The organism is Pseudoflavonifractor sp. An44, assembly GCF_002161675.1.
GTDB lineage: Bacteria > Bacillota > Clostridia > Oscillospirales > Oscillospiraceae > Enterenecus > Enterenecus faecium.
In genome coordinates, this window is the sequence record NZ_NFIH01000004.1 from 18,767 (window position 1) to 45,498 (window position 26,732).

The following is a 26,732-nucleotide window of genomic DNA, read 5'->3' on the forward strand; positions in this document are numbered from 1 at the left end:
TTCAATCAGGGTTTGACGATGAGGTTCACCAGACGGCCAGGCACCACAATGGACTTCACCAGGTTCATGCCCTGGGTGAACTTCTGGACCTTCTCGTCGGCCTGGGCGGCAGCCACAATGGCGTCGTTGTCGGCGTCAGCGGGCACCTGGATGTTGGCACGCACCTTGCCGTTGACCTGCACCACCAGGTTCAGGACGGAGGCCACGGTCTTGCTCTCGTCGTACTCAGGCCAGGGCTGCTGGCAGACAAAGCCCAGAGCGCCGTAGCCCAGCATCTCCCACAGCTCCTCGGCGATGTGGGGAGCGAAGGGGGACAGCATGGTGATGAGGGCCTTCATGTCGCCCTTGGTGCAGCCGTTCTGGCCAAACTCGTTGACCAGGCTCATCATGGCGGCAATGGCAGTGTTGAACTTCATGCCCTCGATGTCGTCGGCCACCTTCTTGATGCACTTGTGCAGGGAGGCGGCGTTGGCCTCGGACTGGTTCTCGTCGTCCTTGCAGCTCTCGGCCAGGTTCCACACCTTGTCCAGGAAGCGCTTACAGCCCTTCACGGCGTTGTCCGACCACACAGCGGCCTGCTCGAAGTCGCCGATGAACATGATATACAGGCGCAGGGTGTCGGCGCCGTACTGGGCCACGATGTCGTTGGGGTTGACCACATTGCCCCGGGACTTGGACATCTTCTCGCCGCCCTCGCCCAGAATCATGCCGTGGCTGGTGCGCTTCTGATAGGGCTCCTTGGTGGGCACCACGCCGATGTCGTAGAGGAACTTGTGCCAGAAACGGGAGTAGAGCAGGTGCAGGGTGGTGTGCTCCATACCGCCGTTGTACCAGTCCACAGGGGACCAGTAGTCCAGAGCCTCCTTGGAGGCCAGGGCCTTGTCGTTGTGGGGGTCCATATAGCGCAGGTAGTACCAGCTGGAGCCAGCCCACTGGGGCATGGTGTCGGTTTCCCGACGGGCGGGACCACCGCACTTGGGACAGGTGGTGTTGACCCAGTCGGTCATCTTGGACAGAGGGGACTCGCCGTCGTCGGTGGGCTCGTAGCTGTCCACGTCGGGCAGCAGCAGGGGCAGCTGGTCCTCGGGCAGAGGCTCCCAGCCGCACTTGTCACACCACACCATGGGGATGGGCTCGCCCCAGTAACGCTGACGGGAGAACACCCAGTCACGGAGCTTGTAGTTGACCTTGGCCTCGCCAATGCCCTTCTCCTCCAGCCACTTGGTGATGGCGGGGATGGCGTCCTTGACGGTCAGGCCGTTGAGGAAGTCGGAGTTGACCATGATGCCGGTCTCGTCCTTGGCGGTAAAGGCGGCCTTCTGTACGTCCTCGCCGCCGGACACCACCTCGATAATCTCACAGCCGAACTTCTTGGCAAAGGCCCAGTCGCGGTCGTCGTGGGCAGGCACAGCCATAATGGCGCCGGTGCCGTAGGTAGAGAGAACATAATCGGAGATGAAGATGGGGATCTCCTTGCCGTTGACGGGGTTGATGCCAGCCACGCCGTCCAGCTTCACGCCGGTCTTTTCCTTATTGAGCTCGGCGCGCTCCAAGTCGGACTTGGCAGCGGCGGCCCGCTGATAGGCCTCCACGTCCTCCACGTTCTTCAGAAGGCCCTTCTCCTTCCATTCGGCCACCAGGGCGTGCTCGGGGGCCAGCACCATGTAGGTGGCGCCGAATAGGGTGTCGGGGCGGGTGGTGAACACCACAATGGGGTCGCCGTTGGTGGAGTGGAAGGTGACCTCCGCACCGGTGGAGCGGCCGATCCAGTTGCGCTGCTGGGTCTTCACCCGCTCGATGAAGTCCACCTCGTCCAGGTCGTCAATGAGACGCTGGGCGTACTCGGTGATCTTCAGCATCCACTGGCTCTTCTCCTTGCGGATGACGGGGGCGCCGCAGCGCTCGCACACGCCGTCCACCACTTCCTCGTTGGCCAGCACGCACTTACAGGAGGTGCACCAGTTCACGGGCATGGTGGCCTTGTAGGCCAGGCCGTGCTTGTACAGCTGGAGGAAAATCCACTGGGTCCACTTGTAGTACTTGGGGTCAGTGGTGTCGATGACCCGGTCCCAGTCAAAGCCAAAGCCCAGCATTTTCAGCTGGCTGGTGAAGTTCTGGATGTTGTCATGGGTCACCTTGGCGGGGTGAATGTGGTTTTTGATGGCGTAGTTCTCGGTGGGCAGACCGAAGGCGTCAAAACCCATGGGGAAGAGGACATTGTAGCCGTCCATGCGCTTTTTGCGGCAGACGATGTCCATGGCGGTATAGGGCCGGGGATGGCCCACGTGCAGGCCCTGGCCGGAGGGGTAGGGGAACTCCACCAGGCCATAAAACTTCTTTTTGTCGCTGTTGTCGTGGGCGGCATAGACCTTAGCTTCCTCCCACTTCTTCTGCCATTTGGGCTCGATGTTGGCAAAATCGTACTTCAACTTCCACACTTCCATTCCACGGGAGCTGGGCTCCCAAGAGTAATATTGGACCTCCCCAGAGGGGGAGAAGTTTCACAGTCCTTTGATTATACCGTATTTTCCAGCTGTTTTCAACCGCTTCTTGCAAGTCTCTTCCGTCCCCTTCCATTGTGATTTCCCGGGCGCTATGATACAATTCTGTTACCATGAGAAAGGCAAGGAGGGTAACATCGTGAAGAAACCTGTAAAGTTTGTCCTTTGGTTGGCTGTGGGTGTGTTTGTTGTACTTTATGCCGGGGCAATGCTTAACTTTTTCCCCTTTTTCACCAATGAACTGGTGGCCGGGGAGATCTTGTTCTGCACCTTTGTCATCTGTGTGGTGGTTGGTATCTGCACAGCCATCATTCTCTCTCGTCTGGACCGCCGCTGAACCCTTTCCCGCCAACAGCGCAGCCCCCTGTTTTCCAGGGGCGCTGCGCTGTTTTCATCTCCGTTTCAGATTTTATCCAGATCCGGTATCATTCTGCCCCGCTCCCCCACTGCTGCATGCAGCGGTTGATGCAGGCAATGCGCCGTTTCATGCGGGCAAATTGGAACCCCCACACCCCCGCGTAAACGGCCAGGAAGATGGCGAAGTAGCTCACCACTCCCATCACATCCCGACCCATCCAACGCATCACATACGCCACAGGGAAGGTGGCCAGGGAACAAATCACCAAATGGGTCAGAGTCTGGCGCGTGAGGCTCCAGTCCTCCCGTTCCCAAATCAGGGAGGCCCCTCCCCAGGCAGCCCCATACAAAACAGATACCCCGGTTTGGAGCACCACGGCAGCCAGCTCCGATCCCATATCCTGAATCAGCTGCGGATGGACGGCATAATAGGTCCCATCCCCCAACATGGCCGACACCACAATGGCGATTACCGTGCTGATGCTGATCCCCAAACACGCCCCCAACAGGCAGCGAACCCATGCCATTCGTTTCATATTCATCCCTCACAATCCCAATACTTCTTTGATTTTTGCCACATTTCTTCGGGAGACATAGGAGGTGCTCCCATCCAGAAAGCAGACGCATATGGTGCCGGTATAGCTCAAATCAAATTTCTTCACTTGCTTTAGATTGATGATTTCCGAGTGGGAGATGCGCACAAAGCTTCGTTTGTCCAGCCGTTTCTCCACCTCGTACAGCCGCATTTTCAACAGGTATTCTCCCCTCGTGGTCACTGCCATCACCTTCCCGTCCGAGGCATACACTCGCAGAAGCTGGGACGGGTCCAAAATCTCCGCCTCCTCTCCGCGAAAGCCGGACAAAATGGCGGGCGACTGCTGAGACAGCTGCTGTACCAGGTCATAGATTTGCTCATCCACCTGGGCTGTCACCACCACAACGCGAGTCTGTTCACAGTTGGGGTCCAGTTTGATTTCTACCTGCATGCTCTATCACCTCCCTGGTTGAGGCTAGTATAAGGAATCCCAGAAGATATTTCCACTGTTTTTCTACCATTGGTCGGTTTTGCCCCATAAGTGGTTGGTCGGCCCCTCCTCACTCTCACCTCTCTCCTTTCTCTGGCATAGGTTGAGTTGTAACTTTTTTGCCGAGGAGGCCTGACCAATGCCGAATGTTCAATATTTCCTGGGTGGCAACACCCCTTTGGGCTTTTCTTCCCTGTACCACCAGCTGTCTGACCCGGAGAGCCACCGGGCGGTGTACATCTTAAAGGGCGGGGCGGGGTGCGGAAAATCCTCCCTCATGCGCCGGGTGGGACGCCACGCCCAGGCCGCCGGACATGAGGTAATCGAAATTCCCTGCTCCGGTGACCCCGACTCCCTGGACGCTGTGATTCTTCCACAGCTGGGGGTAGCGGTTGTGGACGGCACCGCCCCTCACGTGGTGGAGCCCGCCTGCGCGGGAGCGGTGGAACGGTATGTGGATTTGAGCCGCTTCTACTCCTGGGAGGGGTTGCAACCCATCAAAGGGGACATCATCGCCGCCGGGCAGGCCTGCTCTGCCTGCTATAAGCGGGTGTACCGCTGTTTGGGCGCCGCCGGGGAGCTGCTGGAGGACGTCCACGACCGGGTCACCTCCGACCTGCTCACCCAAAAGCTGGCCCGGCGGGCCCGGGGTATCATCCTCCGGGAGTTAAAGCCCCTGGCCGCCGCCCCCGGCGTGGAACACCAAGGGTTTCTCTCCGCCGTCACCTATCAGGGCAGTGTCACCCTGTGGGAGACCGTGGAGACCCAAGCCGGACGGGTGTATGAGCTGTGGGACAGCTACGGCCTGGCCCATGACCTGCTGGCCCCTATCCTGGCCGCCGGACTGGCCACCGGGCACCAGGTGGTGGCCTGCCCGGACCCCATGGCCCCCCAACGCCTGGCCCATCTCATCTTCCCCGACCTGTCCCTGGCCTTTGTCACCTCCAACGCCGCTGCGCCCTGGCCCCACCATCCCTACCGCCGCCTGCGCCTGGACGCCATGGTGGACCGGGAGGTATACCGCTCCAGCCGTCCCCGGCTGCGCTTTGCCCAAAAGGTGGCCCAGGCCCTGGTGGATCAGTCCATTGACGGCCTGCGCCAGGCCAAAGCCGCCCATGACAATCTGGAAGCTCTGTATAATCCCCACGTGGACTTTGAGGGGGTGTATCAAACTGCCGACCAGGTAGCCCAGGAGATCTTCTCCCTGCCCCAGTGACCATCAAGGCATAAAAAAATTGCGTTCTCCCCGCGGAGAACGCAATTTTTATGAAAGCCAGTCCTGTATGACGTCCACCAAGGTGCACGGGGTCACCTGGTGCAGCAGCAAGGTCTGGGCCAGCTGATAGATCACCGAGGAGCGGCAGGTCACATCGGGGGCTATCGCCACCTCTCCGGTCTCCTTCTCCTCAATCTTGACCCCGTAGCTCTCGCCGGAGTAGCCCTCCAGCTCCAGGTGCTCCAGCAAAATGTAGTAGTCAAAGCTACGCTCCACCCCTGCCTCGTCTTTCACATGCAGGGTTTCCAAAAACAGCTCGCCGGTTTCCAATGTTTTCCTTCCTCTCCTTTCCTCTCTCTGAGAGACAGTATAAGGCAGAACGTTGGAAATGCAAGGAAAACCGTTCGTGAATTTCGACCCCATTCGACAGGTCCACAAGATATGGGGGAAAAACCAGCGCTTCTAAACCCACACTGGGGATGTGCCAAAAATATCCGGCGAATTTTCTACATTTTGCACAATCTCTGTGGAAGTCTCAGCGGTCCTTGGAGATATCCAGGCTGGCCTTGGCGTTCAGGTCCCAGCCTGCGGTGTTGCCAGCCTGGTACTCATAGTACCCCTGGCATCCAATCATTGCTGCATTGTCTCCGCACAGGGACAGGGGCGGCAGCCACAGCTTGGCCCCCACCTTCTCGCACTCCCGCTGCAAATCCGCCCGGATGCGGCTGTTGGCGGCTACGCCGCCGGCCACGGCGATCTTGTTGTAGCCCAACATCCGGTTGGCCTCCATGGTGCGGGGCACCAGGGTGTCGGACACCGCGGCGGCAAAGGAGGCGGCCAGGTCGTGGAGGTCCAACTTCTCCCCCTTCTGCTGGGCGTTGTGGACGGTGTTGAGCACCGCCGTCTTCAGACCCGAGAAGGACATATCCAGGGGGTGGTCCGCCACGTGGGCCCGGGGGAAAGTGTAGGCCTTGTCGTTGCCCCCCTGGGCCATTTTGTCCATGGGTCCGCCGCCGGGGTAGCCCAGCCCTAATACCCGGGCGATCTTGTCAAAGCACTCCCCCGCCGCGTCGTCCCGGGTACCGCCCAGCACCTCAAAGTGGGTGTAGTCCTTCACATCCACCAGGGCAGTGGTGCCGCCTGAGACGCACAGGCACAAAAAGGGCGGCTCCAAATCGGCGTGGGCGATGTAGTTTGCGGCGATGTGGCCCCGGACGTGGTGCACAGGGATGAGGGGCACCCCCAGGCCGTAGGCCACCGACTTGGCAAAGGATACCCCCACCAGCAAAGCCCCGATGAGGCCGGGTGCGTGGGTCACGGCCACGGCGTCAATCTCCGACTTGTCCACCCCAGCCTGGCGCAGAGCCTCGTCGGCCAGGCCGGAAATGGCCTCCACATGCTTGCGGGAGGCAATCTCCGGCACCACGCCGCCGTAAATGGCGTGCATGTCCGCCGAGGAGGCAATCACCGAGGACAGGATGGTGCGGCCATCCTCCATCACGGCGGCGGCGGTCTCGTCACAGGAGGATTCAAAGGCTAAAATTTTCATGAAATCACCTTTCTCTCATATTCCGTGGGATTATGCTCCTCCGTCCAGGCCTGGGCAGGGTGAATGTCCTCGCCAGGGGAAAGGGGCAGTTGAATATATTGGTGCATATGGGCGGGAGAGAAGTAGTCGGCGTAGACCTTGCGGTGCAGCTTCTCTACCACCCGGTCATCCGTCTCCGGTCCGCCGTACAGGCACTTGAAATGCACTCCGAAGAGGGCGCACCCATAGTCCAACACCCGGAAGCCGTTGCGCTGATAGAAGCCAATTCGGCGGCGGCGCAGCTGGTTCTCCTCCTCGTCGTCGCTGGTGGGAGCCTCCGCCTCTCCGAAGACGTGACCGTATCGCTCCAACAGCAGGGCGAGAATCTTTCCCCCCGTGCCGCCGTTGCGCTTGCCCCGCAGCACGCCCAGGTAGTCCAACAGTACCCCTTTTCGGTCCTTGGACAGCCACACCATGGCGTAGCCCACCGTCTCCCCGTTCTCCGTGGCCACCAAGGGGTCGTACTGCCCCAGCTCTAACAGCCGCAGCATGGCCCCCAGGGGCTTGAGCTCGCTTTGGGGAAAGTCATATTCCATCTCCTCCCGGTACAGGGAGGCCAGTTCCTTCTCATTGAGCGCTTTCAGTTCCATGTTCAAACTCCAGTGTCATCAAAATGGCGTCCTCTTTGGGATCGTCGTAGTACCCTCTTCGCCGCCCCACCTGGGCAAAGCCGTGTTTCATATAGAGGGCGATGGCAGGGGTGTTAGAGGCCCGCACCTCCAAGGTCAAGAAGGCCAGCTTGGCCTGACCAAATCGGACAAAGGCGGCGATAAGCTCGTCGGCAATGCCCTGGCGGCGGACGTTGGCGGCCACCGCCACATTATTGATATACCCCTCGTCCAGCACCGTCTGCAAGCCGGCGTAGCCCAACACCACGCCGTCCTCCCGCAGGGCCACGATGATGACGGCGGCCTCGTTCCACAGCTCCCGTTGCAGCATCTCCTCCGTCCAGGGGTGGGAGAAGCAGGCCCGCTCCAGGGCTGCAATCTGGGGGATGAGCTCGGCGGTCATGGGGGTCAGTGTATACTTCACGTGGTTCTACCTCCTGTTTAGTGGGCCTCGGCCCAGGTCTGGCCCACCTTGGCCTCGGCAGTGAGGGGCACGGCCAGCTGGGCCACCCCCTCCATCTCCTGGGTGAGGAGCCGGGCCACGGTGTCCGCCTCGGCCTGGGGACACTCCACAATGAGTTCGTCGTGGACCTGGAGCACCAGCTGGGCCTGGAGCCCCTCTTGGGCCAGGCGGTGCTCCACCCGAATCATGGCCAACTTGATGATGTCGGCGGCGGTGCCCTGGATGGGCATGTTCAGGGCCACCCGCTCCCCGAAGCTGCGGGTGTTGAAGTTGGAGCTTTTCAGCTCGGGCAGCCAGCGGCGGCGGCCGTATAGGGTGGACACATAGCCCTGACTCTTGCCCTGCTCCACCACGCCGTCCATATAGGCCCGCACTCCGGCGTAGTGGGCAAAATACTTCTCCATATAGCTCTTGGCCTGGGCCACGGAGACATGAATATCCTGAGACAGGGAGAAGGGGGAAATGCCGTAGACGATGCCAAAGTTCACCGCCTTGGCCGCCCGGCGCATGTCGGCCGTCACCCGGTCCGGAGACACCCCAAAGACCTGGGAGGCGGTGACGGTGTGGATGTCCACCCCATCCCGGAAGGCCTGAATCATGGCCTCATCCCCGGACATGTGGGCCAGCAGCCGCAGCTCGATCTGGGAGTAGTCGGCGTCCACCAGCACCCAGCCCGGTCGAGCCACAAACATGGTGCGCATCTCCGCCCCCAGGGCGGTGCGCACAGGGATATTTTGCAAGTTGGGCTCGGTGGAGGACAGCCGCCCGGTGGCGGTGACGGTGTTCTGGAAGCTGGTGTGGATGCGCCCGTCGGGGGCGATGACCTTGCTCAAGCCCTCCACATAGGTGGAGTTGAGCTTGGTCAGCTGCCGATACTCCAGCACCAGAGAGACAATGGGGTGCTGATATTGCAGCTTCTCCAGCACCTCAGCGTTGGTGGAGTACCCGGTCTTGGTCTTTTTCACCGGGGGCAGCCCCAGCTTTTCAAATAAAATGTGGCCCAGCTGCTTGGGAGAGAGAATGTTGAACTCCTCCCCCGCCTGCTCATAGATGGCCTTCTGGGTGTCCGCAATGCGCCCGGTGAGCATCTCGCCAAATCGGGACAGGGCACCCTTGTCCACCAACACCCCGCGCCGCTCCATATTGGCCAGCACAGAGCACAGGGGGATCTCCATCTCCTGAAGCAGCTTTGTCAGCCCAAGCTCGTCCAATTGAGGGGCCAGCTTCTCGTAGAGGGCCCCGATGAGGGCGTTATCTTCATACCATTCGGTCTGGGCTTTCACCTGGTCGGACAGGGCCCCGAAGGCCTCCTCGTCCCGCCAAGCTCTGGACTCCTCCAGCTCCTTTTTGAGGTACTGCATGGACAGCTTGGACAAATCATAGCTGCCTGCGGTGGGGTCCAGCAGATAGGCGGCCAGCTGGGTGTCAAAGACGAAGCCCTGGCCCTGAACGCCCTCGTCCAGCAGCTTCTCGCACAGTTCTTTCACCCCGTGGGCCACTTTCTTCACCCCAGGGCCAAAGAGCTGAGCCAAGAAGGCCTGGTAATCCCCCTGGTAACGACTGCTGCGCACGTCGTACAGCCAGCCCTTGTCTCCCTCATGGAGGCTCACCGTCACCCCGTCCAGATTGGGTAGGGGGAGCACCACCACAAAGTCCGCTTTCTCCCACTTTGGCAGCACCTGGGCCAGCTGCTCCTCGCCCGTGAGGTACACCCCCTCCACCCGAATTTCGGGGGTTTCTTCCACAGCTTGGGCGACCGGTGTGGAAGTGGGCCGCACCCCCAGCTTGTCGATGAGCTTGGAAAACTCCAGCTCTAAGAGCATCTGGTACAGCTCATCGTTGTGGAAGGGCTGGCGCAGGGTGTCCTGTGGATGGAAGTCCATGGGGGCCTCACAGCGGATGGTGGCCAGGTCGTAGCTCATCCGGGCGTCCCCCTCCCCCTCCACCAGCTTCTTGCGGGCGGCGGGCTTCACCTCCACCGTGTCCAGGTGGGCGTACAGGTCGTCAATGGAGGGGTACTGGGCCAGCAAGGCCATGGCGGTTTTCTCGCCGATGCCCTTGACCCCGGGGATGTTGTCCGAGGTATCCCCCATGAGGGCCTTGAGGTCGATGATATGGATGGGGTCGAAGCCGTACTCCTCCCGGAACACCTCAGGGGTCATGTTGCGGGTGGTGGTGCGGCCCATACGGGTGGACACCAGCTTGACGGTGGTGGAGTCGGTGATAAGCTGCAAGGAGTCCTTGTCTCCGGTGACCACCACGGTCTGGCCGCCCTCCTCCCCGTTCACCCGGGCCATGGTGCCCAGCAGATCGTCGGCCTCCCAGCCCTCCAGCTCATAGCGGCGGATGTTCATGGCGTCCAGCAGCCGTTTCAGCACCGGCATCTGCATCGCCAGCTCCTCGGGCATGCCCTTGCGCTGGGCCTTGTAGCCCTCATAGGCCAGATGGCGGAAGGTGGGCGCCTTCAAATCGAAGGCCACCGCCAGCCCCTCCGGCTGTTCCTCCTCCAGCAGCTTTAAGAGGATGTTGACAAAGCCGAAAATGGCGTTGGTGGGCAGGCCCTCCCGGGTGGACAGATTCTGACTGACCCCGTAAAAGGCCCGGTTGACGATGGAGTTTCCGTCGATGACCATGAGCTTCATAGTGTGGCTCTCCTTCCCTGGTGTGGGGTGTTGCGGTAATACTAACAGCTGATTATATCATTCTTCCCCATCCAAGGCAATCCCCACGCCTTTTCCCGAAAAATTCCTGTTTTGGACAAGAAAAACCGGCGGTCTCCCGCCGGTTTTCCCAATCTTATCCCAATCCGTCCGACTCCTGGTCGTTGGCATCCGGTTGCTCTGGGTCAGACGCCGTCTGTTTCGTACTCTTGGCCTTCTTGACTCCCATCACAGCCAACATGACCACCGAGATCACCGACAGAGCACCGCCGGACACGGTAGCCACCGTGCTCTCCGATACCCCCAGGGCCACAGCGATACCGCCCACCAAACCTACCAGGGCCACCCAGACTTTTTTATCACTGAGTACCTGTTTGAGCGTATTCATGGCAGTTCCTCCTCCATGACGTTGGGGCCCCAGGCCTGTGCCCACAGCCCCTATGCCATTGGTATGCAAAAACAATCGAGCCGGACTCTACGCCGCCCCCGTTTTCCCACTTTCTCTGTTGCCCTTTTCCCCGGTTGGTGGTATAATTGCTCCACTATCATACACAATGGGGTGGTTTTGCCTGACTGCCCCAATTTTATCATATGGAGGTTGTTCCATTGTCACTGTACGAAGCTGAGATCAACCGGCGGCGAACCTTCGCCATCATCTCTCACCCGGACGCCGGTAAAACCACCCTCACCGAGAAATTCCTCCTCTACGGAGGCGCCATTGCCCAGGCCGGCGTGGTCAAGGGCAAGAAGAATGCCCGGGCCGCCACCTCCGACTGGATGGAGATTGAGAAACAGCGCGGCATCTCCGTCACCTCTTCCGTGATGCAGTTCCAGTACGAGGGATTCTGCATCAACATTCTGGACACCCCCGGCCACCAGGACTTCTCCGAGGACACCTACCGCACCCTCATGGCCGCCGACTCCGCCGTGATGGTCATCGACGCCGCCAAGGGCGTGGAGGCTCAGACCCGGAAGCTGTTCAAGGTCTGCGCCATGCGGGATATCCCCATCTTCACCTTTATCAATAAGATGGACCGGGAGGCCCAGGACCCCTTTGACCTGTGCCAGGAGCTGGAGCGAGAGCTGGGCATCGACACCTACGCCGTCAACTGGCCCATCGGCTGCGGCAAGGAGTTCCAGGGCGTGTACGACCGCCAGCGCAAGAAGATCATCCACTTCACCTCCAACACCAACGCCAAGGCCGCCATCGCCACCGAGGTGAATCTGGACGACCCGGAGCTGGCGGGCCTCATTGGCGAGAGCCACTACCGCCAGCTGGTGGATGAGATTGAGCTGCTGGACGGGGCCTCCTGCGAGTTCGACATGGACCGAGTGCGCCACGGCAAGCTCTCCCCCGTGTTCTTCGGCTCCGCCCTGACCAACTTCGGCGTGGAGCCCTTCCTGGAGGATTTCTTGCGCATGACCACCGCCCCCCTGCCCCGCATGGCCGGAGAGGAGCTCATCGACTCCTTCGACGACGACTTCTCCGCCTTCGTCTTTAAGATTCAGGCCAACATGAACAAGGCCCACCGGGACCGCATTGCCTTCATGCGCATCGTCTCCGGCAAGTTCCAGGCGGACAAAGAGGTCTACCACGTCCAGGGCGGCAAGAAGATCAAGCTCTCCCGGCCCCAGCAGCTCATGGCCGCCGAGCGTGAGATCATTGAGGAAGCCTACGCCGGAGATATCATCGGCGTGTTTGACCCGGGCATCTTCTCCATTGGCGATACCCTGTGCACCGCCTCCCATAAGTTCCAGTTCAACCCCATCCCCACCTTTGCTCCCGAGCATTTCAAGCGGGTGCGGCCCCTGGACACCATGAAGCGCAAGCAGTTCCTCAAGGGCATGGAACAGATCGCCCAGGAAGGCGCCATCCAGATCTTCAAGACCCCCTACTCCGGCATGGAGGAGGTCATTGTGGGCGTAGTGGGTACCCTGCAATTTGACGTGCTGGAGTACCGCCTGCGCAATGAGTACGGAGTGGACCTGTACGTGGAGGGTCTGCCCTACCAGTTCCTGCGTTGGATTGAGCACGACGGGGACGAGCCCCTCCAGTCCGACGACCTGGTGCTGCCCAACGACGCCATGTTGGTGGAGGACTACAAGGGCAACCAGCTGCTCCTCTTCGCCTCCGGCTGGTCCATCAACTGGACCGCCGACCGCAACAAGCAGCTGACCCTGCTGGAGTTCGGCGGCGCGCAGTTCTAAAGCCCTTCTCTCATCTGCCCAGTAGAAAGGGGGTTCCCTATGGCTGACCTATACGAGCAAATCACCCCGCCCCAGCAGCGCAAGGCCCCCAGCGGCCAGTGGAAACTCCTAGTGCTGCTGGCCATTGGCCTGATCTTGTTGCTGCTGTGTATCGTCCCGGTAGCCCGGATTCTGGGCCATCAGTACGGATATAAGCGGTTTGTCTCCGCCCTGTCCACCCAGACCTACCAGTGCTATTATCAGGACAATCTGCGGGCTGAGGTGGACGGCACCTCCCTGCGCATCACCGGGGACAACGCCTATGTGGTCTACAACGCCATCTCCGCTCTGGGGCCTGGCAAACTGCCTGGAAACCCACCCCAGGAGACCCCGGACGCCGTGCTGTACTACGGCGACGAGGCGATGATGAAGCTGTGGAGCGTGGCTCTGTCCCAGGCCGACCGCCGTCCCAGCGGGGTGTATGTGGAGTTTGACGGCCCCGAAGGGGACTTCTCCTACATCATCAACGGAAAGGACATGTCTTACTTTTCCGCCGCCCTCTCCCCGGAGAAAAATCCGGCATGGGAGGAATAATCCAAATAGCATCCCCCTGGGCTGTGAACAGCCCAGGGGGATTTCTCGTTATGTCTCTTGGGGGTCCACCCAGCCGCAACTGCGGCCCACCGCCTTGTGCCACCCCCGCAGCAACTTGTCCCGCTGGGGCTGGTCCATGTTGGGAGTGTAGAGGCTGTCCAGGGTCCACTGGGCACGGATCTCCTCCAGGTCCCGCCAGAACCCGGTGGCCAGGCCCGCCAGATAGGCGGCGCCCAGGGCGGTGGTCTCCCGAATCATGGGGCGGCGCACCTGCTTGCCCAGAATGTCCGCCTGGAACTGCATGAGGAACTTGTCTCGGGAGGCGCCGCCATCCACGCTCAGTTCCGTGAGGTGGATGCCCGTGTCCTTCTCCATGGCCTCCACCAGGTCATAGCTCTGGTAGGCGATGGACTCCTGGGCCGCCCGGATGATGTGCTCCCGGGTGGTGCCCCGGGTGATGCCGATGAGGCAGCCCCGAGCGTACATGTCCCAGTAAGGGGCGCCCAGTCCGGTGAAGGCAGGCACCAAGTACACCCCTCCGGTGTCCGGCACCTTCTGGGCGTAGTACTCCGCATCCCGGGACTCGGTGATGAAGCGCAGCTCATCCCGCACCCACTGGATGACGGCACCACCCACAAACACGCTGCCCTCCAGGGCGTACTGCACCTTGCCGTTTAGGCCGATGGCAATGGTGCTGATGAGGCCGTTTTCACTGCGGTAGAGCTGGTCTCCCGTGTTCATGAGCAAAAAGCACCCGGTGCCGTAGGTGTTTTTCGCCTCGCCGGGGGCAAAACAGGTCTGGCCGAACAGCGCCGCCTGCTGGTCTCCGGCCATTCCCGCAATGGGCACTTCCACCCCCTGGAGGTTCACATAGCCGTAGATTTCGCTGGAGTTGCACACCCGTGGCAGCATGCTCATGGGGATGCCCAGCTTTTCACAGATGGTCTCGTCCCACCGCAGGTCCCGGATGTTGTAGAGCATGGTGCGGCTGGCGTTGGTGTAGTCGGTGACGTGGACCTTACCCCCGGTGAGCTTCCACACCAGCCAGCTGTCCACGGTGCCGAACAGAAGTTTCCCCTGCTGGGCCCGCTCCCGAGCCCCCTCCACGTGGTCCAGAATCCACTGGATTTTGGTGGCGGAGAAGTAGGCGTCGATGAGCAGCCCCGTGTGCTCCTTCACGTATTCGGTAAAGGCCTCGTCCTTCTTCAGCTCCTCGCACAGCCCCGCCGTGCGCCGACACTGCCACACAATGGCGTTATAAATGGGCTTGCCCGTGTCCTTGTCCCACACAATGGCGGTCTCCCGCTGGTTGGTGATGCCGATGGCGGCAATGTCTGTGGGGTCGATGCTGTTGCCCACCAGGGACTCAATGAGCACCCCGTACTGGGTAGAGTAAATCTCCATGGGGTCATGCTCCACCCACCCGGGCTTGGGGTAGTGCTGGGCAAACTCCCGCTGTTCCAAGGCCACAATGTTCTGCTGTCGGTCAAAGAGAATGCAGCGGCTGCTGGTGGTGCCCTGGTCCAGGGCGATGACGTACTGTTTCATACTCTTCCGCCTCCTGTGTCTGGTGTTGCCGCATCAAACAAAAAAGAGCACAACTGGCGACTTGCCTCTCGCCCGTCCTGCTCCTCATCTTTCTTGGGTTGCACCCATTATGCCAGATTTTCACCCACCTGTAAAGGGCTCCCCCCTCCCCGCCCGGGAAAAATCAGCGATACGACGCAAACCGCCCCCGGTTTTTCGTCACTGTGCACAGTCTAAAGGATGTTCCATTTCTATCCCTTGCTTTTTCCCACAAAACCAGATATAATGGCCCCAACAAACGGATAGACCAAGGGGTTGAGCGCAACGCAGGTGGGTGGCCGCAATCAGGGGGCTGGATCTGGGTTGCGTTTTGCTTTGGAAGGGAGGTCCTTTTCATGTATGACGTCATCATTCTGGGCTGTGGGGTGGTGGGGGCGGCCGCCGCCTATCACCTGGCCCAGTATCCCCTGAACGTGGCCATCTTGGAGGCTCAAAACGATGTAGCCAATGGCACCACCAAGGCCAACAGCGCCATCATCCACGCCGGGTACGACCCGGAGCCGGGCACCCTCATGGCCCGGCTCAACGTGGAGGGCAACCGGATGGCCGGGGACATCTGCCAAAAGCTCCAGGTGCCCTTTGCCCGGGTGGGCAGCCTGGTATTGGCCTTTGATGAGGGAGACCTTCATACCCTGCGCACCCTCTATGACCGAGGCGTACAAAACGGCGTGCCGGGGCTGGAACTGCTGGACGCCGCCCAAGTGCGCCAAACAGAGCCCAACCTCAGCCAGAACGTGGTAGGCGCCCTCTACGCCCCCACCGCCGGCATTGTGGACCCCTGGCAGTATGCCCTGGCCATGGCAGAGGTGGCGGTGGTCAACGGCGTGGAGCTCCACCGCTCCGCCCCTGCCACGGCCATCACCCCCATAGAGGGGGGCCACGCCGTCACCACCCCCAAGGGGGTATTTGAGGGGAAATATATCCTCAATGCCACTGGGGTGTTCTCCGACCAGGTGCATGGGCTGTTAGAAGAGCCGGACTATGCCATCACCCCCAACCGGGGCGAATACTACCTGCTGGACAAGAGCCAGGGAAAGCAAGTCTCACACGTGGTATTCCAGTGTCCCAATGAGCGGGGCAAAGGAGTACTGGTGGCCCCCACCATCCACGGCAATCTCATTGTGGGCCCCAACGCCCAACCGGTGGAGGACCGCCACGACCTGGGCAACACCGCCCAAGGGCTGGCCTTTGTCAAGGAACAGGCCATGCGCTCGGTGCCCTGCCTCAACTTTGGGGAAAACATCCGCAACTTTGCCGGACTGCGGGCCAACTCCACCCGCTCCGACTTCATTCTGGAGGAGAGCCCCAACCACCCCGGCTTCTTCGACCTGGCGGGGATCAAGTCCCCCGGTCTGGCGGCCAGCGCCGCCATTGGCCAGTGGGCCTGTGAGCGGATTTTGGAGAAGGAGCCAAACCTGCAACCCAAACCGGACTTTGTGGACCAGCGGTCCCACGTGATGTTCCAACACCTCTCCCCCCAGGAGAAAAACGCCCTCATCGCCCAGGACCCCCGGTATGGCCGGGTGGTCTGTCGGTGCGAGACGGTCACCGAGGGGGAGATCGTGGCCGCCCTCCACGCCCCCATCCCGCCCTACACCATCAACGGGGTGAAGCGGCGGTGCAATGCGGGCATGGGCCGCTGTCAGGGTGGCTTCTGCGCCCCCAGGGTCCAGGCCCTCATTGCCCGGGAGCTGGGGCTGGACCCCTGTGAGGTGCTGCTGGACCAGGAGGGCTCCTACCTGCTCACCGGAGAGACCAAGGGCCAAGGAGGGAACGCTCATGTATGAACTCATTGTCATTGGCGGCGGGCCCGCCGGACTGGCCGCCGCCCGGGAGGCCTGGGACCAGGGCCTCCGGAAGATACTGATTTTAGATCGGGACCAGGAGCTGGGCGGCATCCTCAACCAGTGCATCCACAACGGCTTTGGGCTCCACCACTTTAAAGAGGAGCTCACCGGGCCGGAGTACGCCGCCCGATTTATTCAGCAAGTCCAGGCCACCGATGTGGAAGTGCAGCTGGACACCATGGTGCTCCAGCTCCTCCCCGGCGCCCCCCACCAGGTCCACTGCGTCAGCGCCCAGCATGGCTATCAAGTGCTGGAGGCTCAGGCGGTGGTGCTGGCCATGGGCTGCCGGGAGCGGGCCCGGGGGGCCATCGCCATCCCCGGAGAGCGTCCGGCGGGCATCTTCACCGCCGGGGCCGCCCAGCGGTACCTGAATATGGAGGGGTACATGGTGGGCCGCCGGGTGGTCATCCTGGGCAGCGGCGACATTGGCCTTATCATGGCCCGGCGCATGACCCTGGAGGGGGCCAAGGTACTGGCCTGCGTGGAGCTGATGCCCTACTCCAGCGGCCTCACCCGGAACATCGTCCAGTGCCTGGAGGACTACTCCATTCCCCTCTACCTCAGCCACACCGTCACCGACCTCCGGGGCCACAACCGCCTGGAGCAGGTGGTGGTGAGCCGGGTGGACGAGCACCGCCGCCCCATCCCCGGCACCGAGATGGTCTTTGACTGCGACACCCTGCTGCTCAGCGTGGGGCTCATCCCGGAAAACGAGCTCACCCGCCAGGCCGACATTCCCATGGACGGGCGCACCCACGGGGCGGTGGTGTTTGAAAATATGGAGACCCAGGTGCCCGGCATTTTCGCCTGCGGCAATGTGCTCCACGTCCACGACCTGGTGGACTACGTCACCGCCGAAAGCCAGCGGGCTGGGGCTGCTGCCGCCCGCTATGTCCAGGGAGAACCAACCGCCGCCGAGGCCATTCCCCTCACCCACGGCTCCGGGGTCAGCTACACCGTCCCCCAGCGCATCCGCCGGGGCAGCGGCAACGTGCAGGTGCTATTCCGGGTAAGTCGCGTGTTTGGGAATAGCCGCATTGTGGTAAAAGACGACTCAGGCAATCCCATTGCCCAGTTCCCCCGCTCCCACATGGCCCCGGGGGAGATGGAGCAGATCACCCTGCCCGGGGTACTGCTGGACCGGGCTGTTGGGGGCCTCACTCTATCCATTGAGGAGGTGGAAGGGACATGAAGGAACTTGTGTGCATTGTCTGCCCCAAGGGGTGCCGCCTCCAGGTGGATGAGGAGCACGGCTACACCGTCACCGGAAACAGCTGTCCCCGGGGGGCAGAGTACGGCAAAAATGAGCTGCTTCACCCCACCCGGGTGCTCACCAGTACCGTGTGCATCCAGGGCGGGCTCCACCGCCGTCTGCCTGTGAAGACCACCGCCCCCATCCCCAAGGAGTTGATCTTTGAGGCCATGGAGTCCCTCAATGGAGTGCGCCTCACCGCCCCGGTGCATCTGGGGCAGGTGGTGATTCACGACCTGCTGGGAACCGGGGTGGACGTGGTTTCCACCAGGGAAATGAAGAATGAATAATGATAAATGAATAATTGTGGTGTGCCGCCATGCGGCACGGATTTCAATTTAACAATGTATTGCAGGTAAAACGCCGTAGGCGCCGGGCAAGCCTGGCCCCTGCGGTAGCCTCTACCGAAAGCCTATGCAGGTCCCGAACGTTGGAGCTACGTTCAGGGCCTGCATTTTTCATTATTCATTCTTCGTTATTCATTTCCATAAAAAAACACGGCCAGCAAAACGCTGACCGTGTTTTTTATGCTTTTAGCCGTTGCGGCGGCGGCGCACCACGGTGACAGCGCCAAGCACCATCACGGCGGCGGCCAGAGCGGCCACATAGCCCATCAGCTGGGCGGAATCGCCCGTCTGAGGCACGTTCTCCGGCTTCTCGGTGGCCTGGGGCTTATCGGTAGCCTCAGGATTCTGGGAAGCCTCTGGGGTGTCGGTGGTCTCGGGAGCGCCACCGACGGTGAGGCCGTCCATGGCGTCGTTGAGGGCGGCCACAGCGGCGTCCACGGTGGCCTGATCCTCCTCAGACAGCGTGGCATCATCCATCACAGCCTGGGCATTGGCCAGAGCGGTGCGGAAGGTAGCCACAGACTCGGCAGTGTAGCCGGAGAGGTCGATGCCCTCAGCCTTGCCGATGAGGTCTTCCAGGATGGACTTGTCCGCCTTGAAGCGCTGGGCCAGAATGGCATTGAGCAGAGCCTCGGCGGCGGGCTGCACGTCCTCCTCCATAGCGTCGCCATCCGCGTACACGTCCTTGGCCTTGGCCAGGGCGTCCACCAGCTCCTGCCAGTGGTCGGCCATGTACTGGTCGGCGTTGGCCATCATGCCGTCGGCCTTGGTGATCAGCTGCTCCAGCAGGGTCTTGTCACCTTGCACCAGGCCCAGACCCCAGATGCCCTCCAGCAGGTTATCCCAAGCGTTGTTCACCTCAGCCTGGGTGGCATTCTCGTCGGCCATCACAGCCTTGGCCTCGTCCAGAGCCTTCTGGAAGGCGGCCACGGCGGAGTCGGTGACTCCCGTGGTGTCCAGCCCCTCGGCGTAGGCGATGGTCTTCTCCAGCAGGGTCTTGTCCACGTCGCCGGGAGTGGGCTCACTGCCCTTGGTGACGGTGACGGTCCGCTCAGCGCTGACGGAGTCCTCCCCGCTGGTGGCGGTGACAGTCACCACGGCGGTGCCCTCCTTGATGGCGTTGAGGGTCACAGTGGCGGTGTCGGCACCCTCTGCAATCTCCACGGCGTCCCCGTCCTTGACGGTCCAGGTGTAGGTGGGATTGTCCAGGCCAGCGGCCACAGCGTTCAGGGTGAAGCTGTCGTCCACGGCCACCTCAGAGGCGCCGCCGATCTTCACGCTGGCCCCGGTGGTGTTGGTCCAGATGAGCATCTGGCTGCAGTTGTTCTGGCCTTCCACCCCGTCGTTGCCCCGGTTGTTCCAGGCATAGTAGGGGATAGCCTGGAGCTTGGCGTCGATGAGGTTGCCGTTGTCGTTGTACTTCACATCTCCGGTGATCTCCACCACGCCGTTGAGGAGGTCCTCATTGTAGGTGGCGGTGAGCTGGGCATCCCGGGGAATGACAAAGTTCAGGGGGCTGAAGTTTGCAATGTCGCTGTTGAGCTGGGCGTTTCCGGCCATCTCAATGCTGTACACGATGGGGCCACGCTGGATGGCGATACGGCCCTGGTTGGCCTCCACGTTGGGGTCGGCCTCGGTCATGCGGATCTCCATGGGCATGTCGATGCGCACGATGTCGCCCTTCTCCCAAGTGCGGGTGATGGCCACATAGCCCTTCTCGGCCTCAGCGGTGACCTTCTCGCCGTTGACGTAGATGGACACTTCCTTGTTGGCCTGCTCCTGGGTCCAGCCGGGGATGCGGATGTTCATGGTGAACTCCTTGGCCTGGTCGGGGGTGACGGTGAGCTTCACAGCGCCGTCCCAGGGGTACTCGGTCTCCTGAGTCAGGTTCACGTTGGTGCCGTCGATGTTCAGGTTGCCCTCGCTGCCGATGTACATGTTCACAAACAGCTTGTCACCGTGGATGGTGTACATGTACTCGCTGAGCTTGGCGATGGTACGCATCAGGTTGGGGGGGCAGCAAGCGCAGGCGAACCAGTCGGAACGGGGATCGCCGTTCTTGGCCTCCAGATAGGTGCTGTAGTAGAACTTATCTCCAGTGAGGTTGGTGCCCACCAGAATGGCGTTGTACAGGTTCTTCTCCACCACGTCGGCGTACTTGGCATCCTCGTGGATGAGGTTCATCCGCTGGTTCCAGTTGGCCAGAGCGATGGTGGCGCAGATCTCACAGTAGGAATCGTCATTGGGCAGCTCGTAGGGGTCGCCGAAGTCCTCGCCGTGGGAGCGCACCCCGATGCCGCCGGTGATGTAGGTCTTGGTGTTGGCCACGGAGTCCCAGATGGCGTCCATGGTGTTCAGGTAGGCCGCCCGGTCCGGGTCGTCCTCGTCCAGCAGGGTGGCCACATCGGTGACACCGGTGTAGAAGTAGCAGGCACGCACGGCGTGGCCCACAGCCTCGGTGATGGTCATGATGGAGTCATTGTCCTGGGAGTACTCGCCGCCGTTGTAGCCACTCTCTCGCTGATCTTTATCAACACCGCGGCGGTCAATGAGGGTCTTCACCGTCTGGATGTACTTGTCCCCGGTGCCCTCGCCCTCGTACTCCTCCACCAGCTTGGCAAACTTCACCAGAGCCAGCTCGATTTCCTCGTGGCCGGGCACCTCGTGGCGGCTGCCATCGGGACCGAACAGGTCCACAATCTCGTCGGCAAACCGACGGCCCACCACATACAGGCTGTAGTCGGGATCGCCGATGCCCTCACGGTAGCGGGTGTAAGCCACCACGCCCTCCAGGAAGTGGCCGGCGTTGTACATCTCGTGGTTGGAGAAGTCGTGCCACCGGTGGGTGCCAGCGGAGCTGCCGCCGGCGTGTCCGGTGCTTCTCAGGGTGAAGTGGGTGTTGATGTAGCCGTCGGCGTACTGCACCTGCTCAATGAGGGAGATCCAGTAGGCCAGCTTCTCCTCCAGCTTCTCCCGCTGGGCCACCATCTCGGGGTCGGTGTCGTCATGGATGACGGACAGGGTGTAGGAGATGGCCTCAATGCTCTTGTAGATGTCGGAGTCCTGGAACACATAGCCCTGGAACTCGTCGTAGGGCTCGCCGTTGAGCTTGGCAATGGCGTGGACGAAGTTGGGCTCGCCGCCGGAGGCCTGCTCAATCTGATAGATGGCCTTGTTCAGGGAGTTGACGGCGTTGACCTTCTGCTTGGGGTTCCAGAAGTTATCGGTGAGCTGCACGTTCTCAAAGGTGACGGTGCTGTTGGCCACGGGGGTGACCACGGGCTCGTTGACGGTGACACGGGCCACAGCCTCCAGCTCCTCGTCCCCGGACACCACGGTACCCTTCACTTCAAAGGTGGTGCCCACCTTGTCCTCGGCGTACAGAGCGGGGTCCACCTCTTCCCAGGTCACGGGGACCAGGGAGGCGTTGAACTCCTCGGCGAAGTTGTAGCCGGTGGGGCCGTATAGGTCAGGGGTGGGGTCGTCAAAGGCGATGCCGTTGGCCACCACGGTCTTGGGCAGGATGGGAGCACGGCCCGCCTCGGTGGCGGTGACATACTCGTCCAGGCTCTCGATGCCGTCCACCTTCACCTCCAACGTGGCGGTGCGGGTGACGGTCTGGCCCTCCTGCTGCCGGGACACGGTGACCTTCAGAGTGCCGTAGCCGCTGTCCTTGGCAGCCAGCTGCACCTGAGACTCATTGGTGGCACCCACAATCTCCATGTACTGGCTGCCCTCGGTGAGCTCCCATTGGTAGCTCAGGCCGTCCAGCCCCACGGGGAGGCTCTCGGCGGTGAATGTACCCGTCTCACCCTTGAGGATGCGGTCCTTGCCGGTGATCTGGGTGGAAACCAGCTCGTTCCACTCGGCGGTCATCTCCTCGCCGTACACTTCCCATTCGCCAATGCCCACGCCGTTGGCGCCGGACCCGTTGCGGTCAATCTTCAGGCGAATCTGGGTGGTCTTCACCGGCTCCTGGAAGGAGACCACATTCCAATAGCGGTTGTTGCCGTTGAGGTAGTTGCCGGGCTGGTCAGAGGCGGCCTCGGCGCTGCCGTACTTGACGCCCACGGAGGAGACCACCTGGCCGGACTCGTTGGTCATGTTGGTGATCTTCTCCCACTGGCCGGACTCGTGGTTGTAGTACTCCACCTCACAGCTCTTGGGGAAGGTGACGTTGCCGGAGGCGGTGAGGTTGCCGTTATCCGCCCAGTACATCACCCGCATGCTGTTGAGCACATAGGGGGCGTCCCAGGTCAGGGTGACGGTGGTGGGATAGGTGCTGCTGTTCCAGGTGTTCCAGGAGGTGCCCGCGTTGGTGGCCAGCTGCCCATTGTTGACGTTGGTCACCGGGGTGTTCTGGGCGTCCGCGGAGGCGGTGGCCTGGAGGGCCACGTTGTCCCCGTCGGACTGGGCCAGCTTGGTGCCGTACACTTCCACCTCGCCGATGCCCACGCCGGTCTGGCCGCTGCCGTTGCGGTCGATGACCAGGCGCAGCTTGCTGGTCTGCACCGTCTCGTTCATGGTCACGCCGTTCCAATAGCGGTTGGCCCCGTTGGTATACTGGCTGGCGTCCTCGCCTGCCTGGTCGGCGGCGCCGAACTTGACCCCCACGGAGGAGGTGTCCGCCCCGGTCTCGTCCACCATCTGAGTCACATCCACCCACTGCTTGGACCGCTCATTGTACCACTGGAGCCGGCAGGAGGCGGGGAACTGCACGCCCCCGTTGTCCGACCACCACATGACCCGGACGCTGGAGATGTCATAGGTGGCGTTACCCCAGTCCAGATCCACGGTGACGGGGTACTCCACATCGCCAGCCTCGGACCAGGTGTTCCAGGTGGTCCAGTTGCCATCTGCCAGGGTGCCGTCATTGATGGCGGTCTCGGCGTTGTCCGGCAGGGTGGTGTTGGTGTAGGAGGCGGACACGGTGGCCTCCCCGGCCACGTTGGTGCCGGTGCCGATGGTCTGATAGCCAAAGGCCTCCCACTCGCTGATGCCCACGCCGTTGGTGCCGGTGCCGTTGCGCTGGATCTTCATGCGCAGCTGGCTGGTGGTGATGGGCTCAGAAAATTCCACGTAGTTCCAGTACTGGTTGTTGCCGTTGATGCCGTTGTTGGAGCTGGAGTCCACCTCCACCCCCACCTCATCGGTGGGCATGCCCTTCTCATTGGTCATCCCAGTGATCTGGTGCTCGTTGCCCTCGCTGTCCACATAGTACAAAGCAGCGGACTTGGGGAAGGTGACGTTGGCGTTGGCGTTGATGGTGGCATTATCCGCCCACCAGATCACCCGCATGCCTGTGATCACCTGCTCAGACTCCCAGGTCAGGGAGGTGGTGACGGGATAGGCCTCGTCGTTGGTGCCCCAGCTGTTCCAGCTGGAGTAGGGGTCGGAAGTGGCCAATGCTCCGTCGTTCATGGCATCGGGAGAGATGCCCCAAACATTGGTGTAGGAGGCCCCGGCCGTGGCCTTGAGGGCTATGTTGTTGCCCAGATTCTCACCGTCTGTCTGCAAGTAGTTGTACAGCTGGCTGCTGTCGTCCTGAGTCTCAGCTCTGGCCGGACTCATGGGAACCATGGACAACACCATGGCCGCACTGAGCAGGCCTGCTGCAACGCGTTTGTTTCCGAACTTCTTGAAACTCTTCATGTTTTCCCCTCTCTTTTATCATAGTCTTGAGTCTTGCATGGTTCTCTTGCGGAACGCTGCCTTCCACACCTGCTGTCTGGCCTTCGCCTCCTTCCGCTCCCCTCGCAGGGAAGAACATTTCCCCGACCGAAACAATCAGGGAAATTGGTTTTACAATTGGATGCTCTCTTTCATACAAACTGCACATATGTCTGTTACCTTTATCATTGATGTTAGCATTCGCCCATCCGGAAATCAACACATTGCACAGAGATTTGATATTTTCCACCATTCCAACAATACAAATTATACAACGTTCAGCTTTTCAACCGTTTTCTCCGGTAATCCCCTCGTAACACGTTAGAATTTTCAAATATTTCTCATTTGCTGGCACTCATTTCCTTGTTCTGACACCTGGATTTCCCCTCAAATTCCGGGAGATTCGCCCTCCTCGCCCCCTGGTTTTCCCAGAGATTTGTACCAAATTTACAAGCACACAAATTTATCACAAGGCCTTTGTATAATAAAAGTTGTCTGTTTTTAAGCGGTGTCAGGGCATGAAAGAAAGCCCAGAGAACGCCGAAACATTCTCTGGGCTTTGGGGAGCGATGTTTGATCACACAGCCTCGTGGAAGGTCCGCTTGATGACCTCCAGCTGCTGCTCCCGGCTCAGGCGGTTGAAGTTCACCGCATAGCCGGACACACGGATGGTGAGGGTGGGGTACTGCTCGGGGTGCTCCATGGCGTCCAGCAGCACCTGACGGTCCATGACGTTGACGTTCAGGTGGTGGGCGCCCTGGACAAAGTAGCCGTCCAGGATGTTCACCAGATTGGTGACCCGCTCCTGGGCGCTCTTGCCCAGGGCATTGGGGACAATGGAGAAGGTGTTGGACACACCGTCCTGGCACACGCCCCGGTAGGGGATTTTGGCCACGGAGTTGAGGCTGGCCAGAGCGCCGTTCTCGTCCCGGCCATGCATGGGGTTGGCGCCGGGAGCGAAGGGCTCGCCGGCCTTGCGGCCGTCGGGGGTGGAGCCGGTCTTCTTGCCGTACATCACGTTGCTGGTGATGGTGAGGGCGGACAGGGTGTGGATGGCGCCCCGGTACAGGGGGTGCTTCTTGAGCTCGGCGGAGAAGTAGGCAGCGATCTCCACGGCGATGTCGTCCACCCGGTCGTCGTCGTTGCCGTACTTGGGGAAGTCGCCCTCCACCTCAAAGTCCACGGCGATGCCGTCCTCGTTGCGGATGGGCCGCACCTTGGCAAACTTGATGGCGGACAGGGAGTCGGCGGCAATGGACAGGCCCGCCACGCCGAAGGCGGCCAGGCGCTCCACCAGGGTGTCGTGGAGGGCCATCTGACTGGCCTCGTAGGCGTACTTGTCGTGCATGTAGTGGATGATGTTGATGGTGTCCACGTACAACTCAGCCACGTAGGACAGAACCTTCTTGTAGTTGGTGAGCACCTTGGAGTAGCTGAGCACCTCATCCTCGTCCCGGATGATGCCGGGCACCACGTGGAGGCCCTTCTTCTCGTCCACACCGCCGTTGATGGCGTACAGCAGGCTCTTGGCCAGGTTGGCCCGGGCGCCGAAGAACTGCATCTGCTTGCCCACGGCCATGGCGGACACACAGCAGGAGATGCAGTAGTCGTCCCCGTACAGGGGGCGCATCACGTCGTCGTTCTCGTACTGGATGGAGTCGGTGGCGATGCTCATCTTGGCGCAGTAGTCCTTCCAGGCCTGGGGCAGGTTCTGGCTCCACAGCACGGTGAGGTTGGGCTCGGGAGCGGTGCCCAGGTTGGTGAGGGTGTGGAGGTAGCGGAAGCTGTTGCGGGTCACCAGGGTACGGCCGTCAATGCCCATGCCGCCCAGGGACTCGGTGATCCAGGTGGGATCGCCGCCAAACAGCTCGTTGTACTCGGGAGTACGCAGGTGGCGCACCAGGCGCAGCTTGATGATGAACTGGTCGATGAGCTCCTGGGCCCCCTGCTCGTCCAGCAGACCACGGCCCAGGTCCCGCTGGATGTAGATGTCCAGGAAGGTGGCGGTGCGGCCCAGAGAGGTGGCGGCGCCGTTGTTCTCCTTCACGCCCGCCAGGTAGGCCAGGTACAGGTTCTGCACCGCCTCATGGGCGTTCTCGGCGGGGCGGGTGACGTCGCAGCCGTAGCGGCTGGCCATGTGGGTGAACTCCTTGAGGGCCCGAATCTGGGTGCTCACTTCCTCCCGCAGGCGGATGCGCTCCTCGGTCATGGGGCCGTCCAGCATGTCCAGGTCCTTCTGCTTCTCCTCAATGAGGAAGTCGGTGCCGTACAGGGGCACCCGGCGGTAGTCGCCCACCAGACGGCCACGGCCATAGGCGTCGGGCAGACCAGTGAGCAGGCCAGCGGTGCGGGCCAGACGGGTGCGCTTGGGGTAGGCGTCAAACACGCCCTCGTTGTGGGTCTTGCGGTAGAGGCTAAAGTGGCGCTCGATCTCGGGGTCCAGCTCGTAGCCGTACTCGTGGAGGGCGGACTCGGCCATGCGCATGCCGCCGTACAGGTTGACAATGCGCTTGAGGGGGGCGTCGGTCTGGAGGCCCACAATGACCTCGTTTTCCTGGTCAATGTAGCCAGGCTCGAAGTTGTCGATGCCGGACACCACGTGGGTCTCCACGTCGATGATGCCCTTTTTCAGCTCCTCCACAATGAGGGCGTGGGCCTTCTCCCACACCTTGGCGGTGCGGGGGGAGATGGGGGCCAGGAAGCTGTCATCTCCGGTATAGGGGGTGTAGTTCTTCTGAATGAAGTTGCGCACATTCACCAGGTGGCGCCATTCGCCGGTGCGAAAGCCCTCCCAGGCGGTGCAGTTGACATCAATGCTCATGGGAATGTA

The 26,732-nt window shown here is 61.3% G+C and carries 19 protein-coding genes; 7 read left to right on the top strand and 12 right to left on the bottom strand.

Features of this window, described 5'->3' with window-relative positions; translation table 11 throughout:
* Positions 1 to 5: 5 nt before the first annotated feature.
* Positions 6 to 2,444: a leucine--tRNA ligase gene (gene leuS / locus B5F98_RS02800; RefSeq protein WP_206418072.1), complete on the bottom strand. Its 2,439-nt coding sequence runs from the start codon at positions 2,442 to 2,444 to the stop codon at positions 6 to 8.
* A 196-nt stretch (positions 2,445 to 2,640) separates the two neighbouring features.
* Here leuS and B5F98_RS02805 point away from each other — a divergent pair, with 196 nt between their 5' ends.
* Complete coding sequence (locus tag B5F98_RS02805) at positions 2,641 to 2,838, top strand: hypothetical protein (protein ID WP_087369520.1); 198 nt, start codon at positions 2,641 to 2,643, stop codon at positions 2,836 to 2,838.
* A gap of 88 nt (positions 2,839 to 2,926) precedes the next feature.
* Here B5F98_RS02805 and B5F98_RS02810 read toward each other — a convergent pair whose 3' ends face one another.
* Both B5F98_RS02810 and B5F98_RS02815 read right to left on the bottom strand, forming a co-directional pair.
* Positions 2,927 to 3,394, bottom strand: a complete 468-nt coding sequence (locus B5F98_RS02810; RefSeq protein ID WP_087369521.1) for a DUF3021 domain-containing protein — start codon at positions 3,392 to 3,394, stop codon at positions 2,927 to 2,929.
* 9 nt (positions 3,395 to 3,403) lie between these two features.
* Positions 3,404 to 3,844: a LytTR family DNA-binding domain-containing protein gene (locus B5F98_RS02815; RefSeq protein WP_087233065.1), complete on the bottom strand. Its 441-nt coding sequence runs from the start codon at positions 3,842 to 3,844 to the stop codon at positions 3,404 to 3,406.
* A 178-nt stretch (positions 3,845 to 4,022) separates the two neighbouring features.
* On the opposite strand from B5F98_RS02815, the gene B5F98_RS02820 reads away from it, so the two are divergent.
* Positions 4,023 to 5,099, top strand: a complete 1,077-nt coding sequence (locus B5F98_RS02820) for a hypothetical protein (RefSeq protein ID WP_242961582.1) — start codon at positions 4,023 to 4,025, stop codon at positions 5,097 to 5,099.
* Between the two features lie 48 nt (positions 5,100 to 5,147).
* Here B5F98_RS02820 and B5F98_RS02825 read toward each other — a convergent pair whose 3' ends face one another.
* The 6 genes from B5F98_RS02825 to B5F98_RS02850 form a co-directional block, all read right to left on the bottom strand.
* Positions 5,148 to 5,429, bottom strand: a complete 282-nt coding sequence (locus tag B5F98_RS02825) for a DUF6514 family protein (RefSeq protein ID WP_087369522.1) — start codon at positions 5,427 to 5,429, stop codon at positions 5,148 to 5,150.
* A gap of 205 nt (positions 5,430 to 5,634) precedes the next feature.
* Entirely contained in the window at positions 5,635 to 6,648 is a 1,014-nt protein-coding gene (tsaD, locus tag B5F98_RS02830; protein ID WP_087233059.1) for a tRNA (adenosine(37)-N6)-threonylcarbamoyltransferase complex transferase subunit TsaD, read from the bottom strand.
* Entirely contained in the window at positions 6,645 to 7,277 is a 633-nt protein-coding gene (locus tag B5F98_RS02835) for a GNAT family N-acetyltransferase (protein ID WP_087369523.1), read from the bottom strand. The genes tsaD and B5F98_RS02835 overlap by 4 nt, the downstream gene beginning before the upstream one ends.
* On the bottom strand, positions 7,255 to 7,719 hold the full coding sequence (rimI, locus tag B5F98_RS02840; RefSeq protein ID WP_343219389.1) for a ribosomal protein S18-alanine N-acetyltransferase: 465 nt from the start codon (positions 7,717 to 7,719) through the stop codon (positions 7,255 to 7,257). Before rimI ends, B5F98_RS02835 begins: the two co-directional genes overlap by 23 nt.
* A gap of 17 nt (positions 7,720 to 7,736) precedes the next feature.
* Positions 7,737 to 10,400 (bottom strand): DNA polymerase I, encoded by a 2,664-nt coding sequence (gene polA, locus B5F98_RS02845; RefSeq protein ID WP_087369524.1) that lies wholly within the window; start codon positions 10,398 to 10,400, stop codon positions 7,737 to 7,739.
* A gap of 154 nt (positions 10,401 to 10,554) precedes the next feature.
* Positions 10,555 to 10,806, bottom strand: coding sequence for a hypothetical protein (locus tag B5F98_RS02850; RefSeq protein WP_087369525.1), 252 nt, complete (start codon positions 10,804 to 10,806; stop codon positions 10,555 to 10,557).
* 218 nt (positions 10,807 to 11,024) lie between these two features.
* Here B5F98_RS02850 and B5F98_RS02855 point away from each other — a divergent pair, with 218 nt between their 5' ends.
* Positions 11,025 to 12,626, top strand: a complete 1,602-nt coding sequence (locus B5F98_RS02855; RefSeq protein WP_087369526.1) for a peptide chain release factor 3 — start codon at positions 11,025 to 11,027, stop codon at positions 12,624 to 12,626.
* Positions 12,627 to 12,665: 39 nt separating this feature from the next.
* A complete protein-coding gene (locus B5F98_RS02860) occupies positions 12,666 to 13,199 on the top strand; it encodes a hypothetical protein (protein ID WP_087369527.1) in 534 nt (177 codons plus the stop codon).
* Positions 13,200 to 13,247: 48 nt separating this feature from the next.
* Here B5F98_RS02860 and glpK read toward each other — a convergent pair whose 3' ends face one another.
* Positions 13,248 to 14,747 carry a glycerol kinase GlpK gene (glpK, locus tag B5F98_RS02865; RefSeq protein ID WP_087369528.1) on the bottom strand — a complete coding sequence of 500 codons (1,500 nt, stop codon included), beginning with the start codon at positions 14,745 to 14,747 and terminating at the stop codon, positions 13,248 to 13,250.
* 374 nt (positions 14,748 to 15,121) lie between these two features.
* Here glpK and B5F98_RS02870 point away from each other — a divergent pair, with 374 nt between their 5' ends.
* Genes B5F98_RS02870 through B5F98_RS02880 form a run of 3 tightly spaced genes read left to right on the top strand, consistent with a single transcriptional unit; the run spans position 15,122 to position 18,175 of the window.
* On the top strand, positions 15,122 to 16,573 hold the full coding sequence (locus B5F98_RS02870; protein ID WP_087369529.1) for an NAD(P)/FAD-dependent oxidoreductase: 1,452 nt from the start codon (positions 15,122 to 15,124) through the stop codon (positions 16,571 to 16,573).
* The gene (locus tag B5F98_RS02875) at positions 16,566 to 17,825 is read left to right on the top strand and encodes an FAD-dependent oxidoreductase (protein ID WP_087369530.1); all 1,260 of its coding nucleotides are present in this window, start codon (positions 16,566 to 16,568) and stop codon (positions 17,823 to 17,825) included. Before B5F98_RS02870 ends, B5F98_RS02875 begins: the two co-directional genes overlap by 8 nt.
* The gene (locus tag B5F98_RS02880; RefSeq protein WP_087369531.1) at positions 17,822 to 18,175 is read left to right on the top strand and encodes a DUF1667 domain-containing protein; all 354 of its coding nucleotides are present in this window, start codon (positions 17,822 to 17,824) and stop codon (positions 18,173 to 18,175) included. Before B5F98_RS02875 ends, B5F98_RS02880 begins: the two co-directional genes overlap by 4 nt.
* Positions 18,176 to 18,418: 243 nt before the next feature.
* Here B5F98_RS02880 and B5F98_RS02885 read toward each other — a convergent pair whose 3' ends face one another.
* Positions 18,419 to 23,884: a beta-L-arabinofuranosidase domain-containing protein gene (locus B5F98_RS02885; protein ID WP_087369532.1), complete on the bottom strand. Its 5,466-nt coding sequence runs from the start codon at positions 23,882 to 23,884 to the stop codon at positions 18,419 to 18,421.
* A 595-nt stretch (positions 23,885 to 24,479) separates the two neighbouring features.
* Complete coding sequence (gene pflB / locus B5F98_RS02890; protein WP_087369533.1) at positions 24,480 to 26,723, bottom strand: formate C-acetyltransferase; 2,244 nt, start codon at positions 26,721 to 26,723, stop codon at positions 24,480 to 24,482.
* Between the last annotated feature and the right edge of the window lie 9 nt (positions 26,724 to 26,732).

What these genes read in the sequence shown, in the direction of transcription:
- leuS (WP_206418072.1), bottom strand. Translation starts at nt 2,444, where the DNA reads ATGGAAGTGTGGAAGTTGAAGTACGATTTTGCCAACATCGAGCCCAAA.
- B5F98_RS02810 (WP_087369521.1), bottom strand. Translation starts at nt 3,394, where the DNA reads ATGAAACGAATGGCATGGGTTCGCTGCCTGTTGGGGGCGTGTTTGGGG.
- B5F98_RS02815 (WP_087233065.1), bottom strand. Translation starts at nt 3,844, where the DNA reads ATGCAGGTAGAAATCAAACTGGACCCCAACTGTGAACAGACTCGCGTT.
- B5F98_RS02820 (WP_242961582.1), top strand. Translation starts at nt 4,023, where the DNA reads ATGCCGAATGTTCAATATTTCCTGGGTGGCAACACCCCTTTGGGCTTT.
- tsaD (WP_087233059.1), bottom strand. Translation starts at nt 6,648, where the DNA reads ATGAAAATTTTAGCCTTTGAATCCTCCTGTGACGAGACCGCCGCCGCC.
- B5F98_RS02835 (WP_087369523.1), bottom strand. Translation starts at nt 7,277, where the DNA reads ATGGAACTGAAAGCGCTCAATGAGAAGGAACTGGCCTCCCTGTACCGG.
- polA (WP_087369524.1), bottom strand. Translation starts at nt 10,400, where the DNA reads ATGAAGCTCATGGTCATCGACGGAAACTCCATCGTCAACCGGGCCTTT.
- B5F98_RS02850 (WP_087369525.1), bottom strand. Translation starts at nt 10,806, where the DNA reads ATGAATACGCTCAAACAGGTACTCAGTGATAAAAAAGTCTGGGTGGCC.
- B5F98_RS02860 (WP_087369527.1), top strand. Translation starts at nt 12,666, where the DNA reads ATGGCTGACCTATACGAGCAAATCACCCCGCCCCAGCAGCGCAAGGCC.
- glpK (WP_087369528.1), bottom strand. Translation starts at nt 14,747, where the DNA reads ATGAAACAGTACGTCATCGCCCTGGACCAGGGCACCACCAGCAGCCGC.
- B5F98_RS02870 (WP_087369529.1), top strand. Translation starts at nt 15,122, where the DNA reads ATGTATGACGTCATCATTCTGGGCTGTGGGGTGGTGGGGGCGGCCGCC.
- B5F98_RS02875 (WP_087369530.1), top strand. Translation starts at nt 16,566, where the DNA reads ATGTATGAACTCATTGTCATTGGCGGCGGGCCCGCCGGACTGGCCGCC.
- B5F98_RS02880 (WP_087369531.1), top strand. Translation starts at nt 17,822, where the DNA reads ATGAAGGAACTTGTGTGCATTGTCTGCCCCAAGGGGTGCCGCCTCCAG.
- B5F98_RS02885 (WP_087369532.1), bottom strand. Translation starts at nt 23,884, where the DNA reads ATGAAGAGTTTCAAGAAGTTCGGAAACAAACGCGTTGCAGCAGGCCTG.
- pflB (WP_087369533.1), bottom strand. Translation starts at nt 26,723, where the DNA reads ATGAGCATTGATGTCAACTGCACCGCCTGGGAGGGCTTTCGCACCGGC.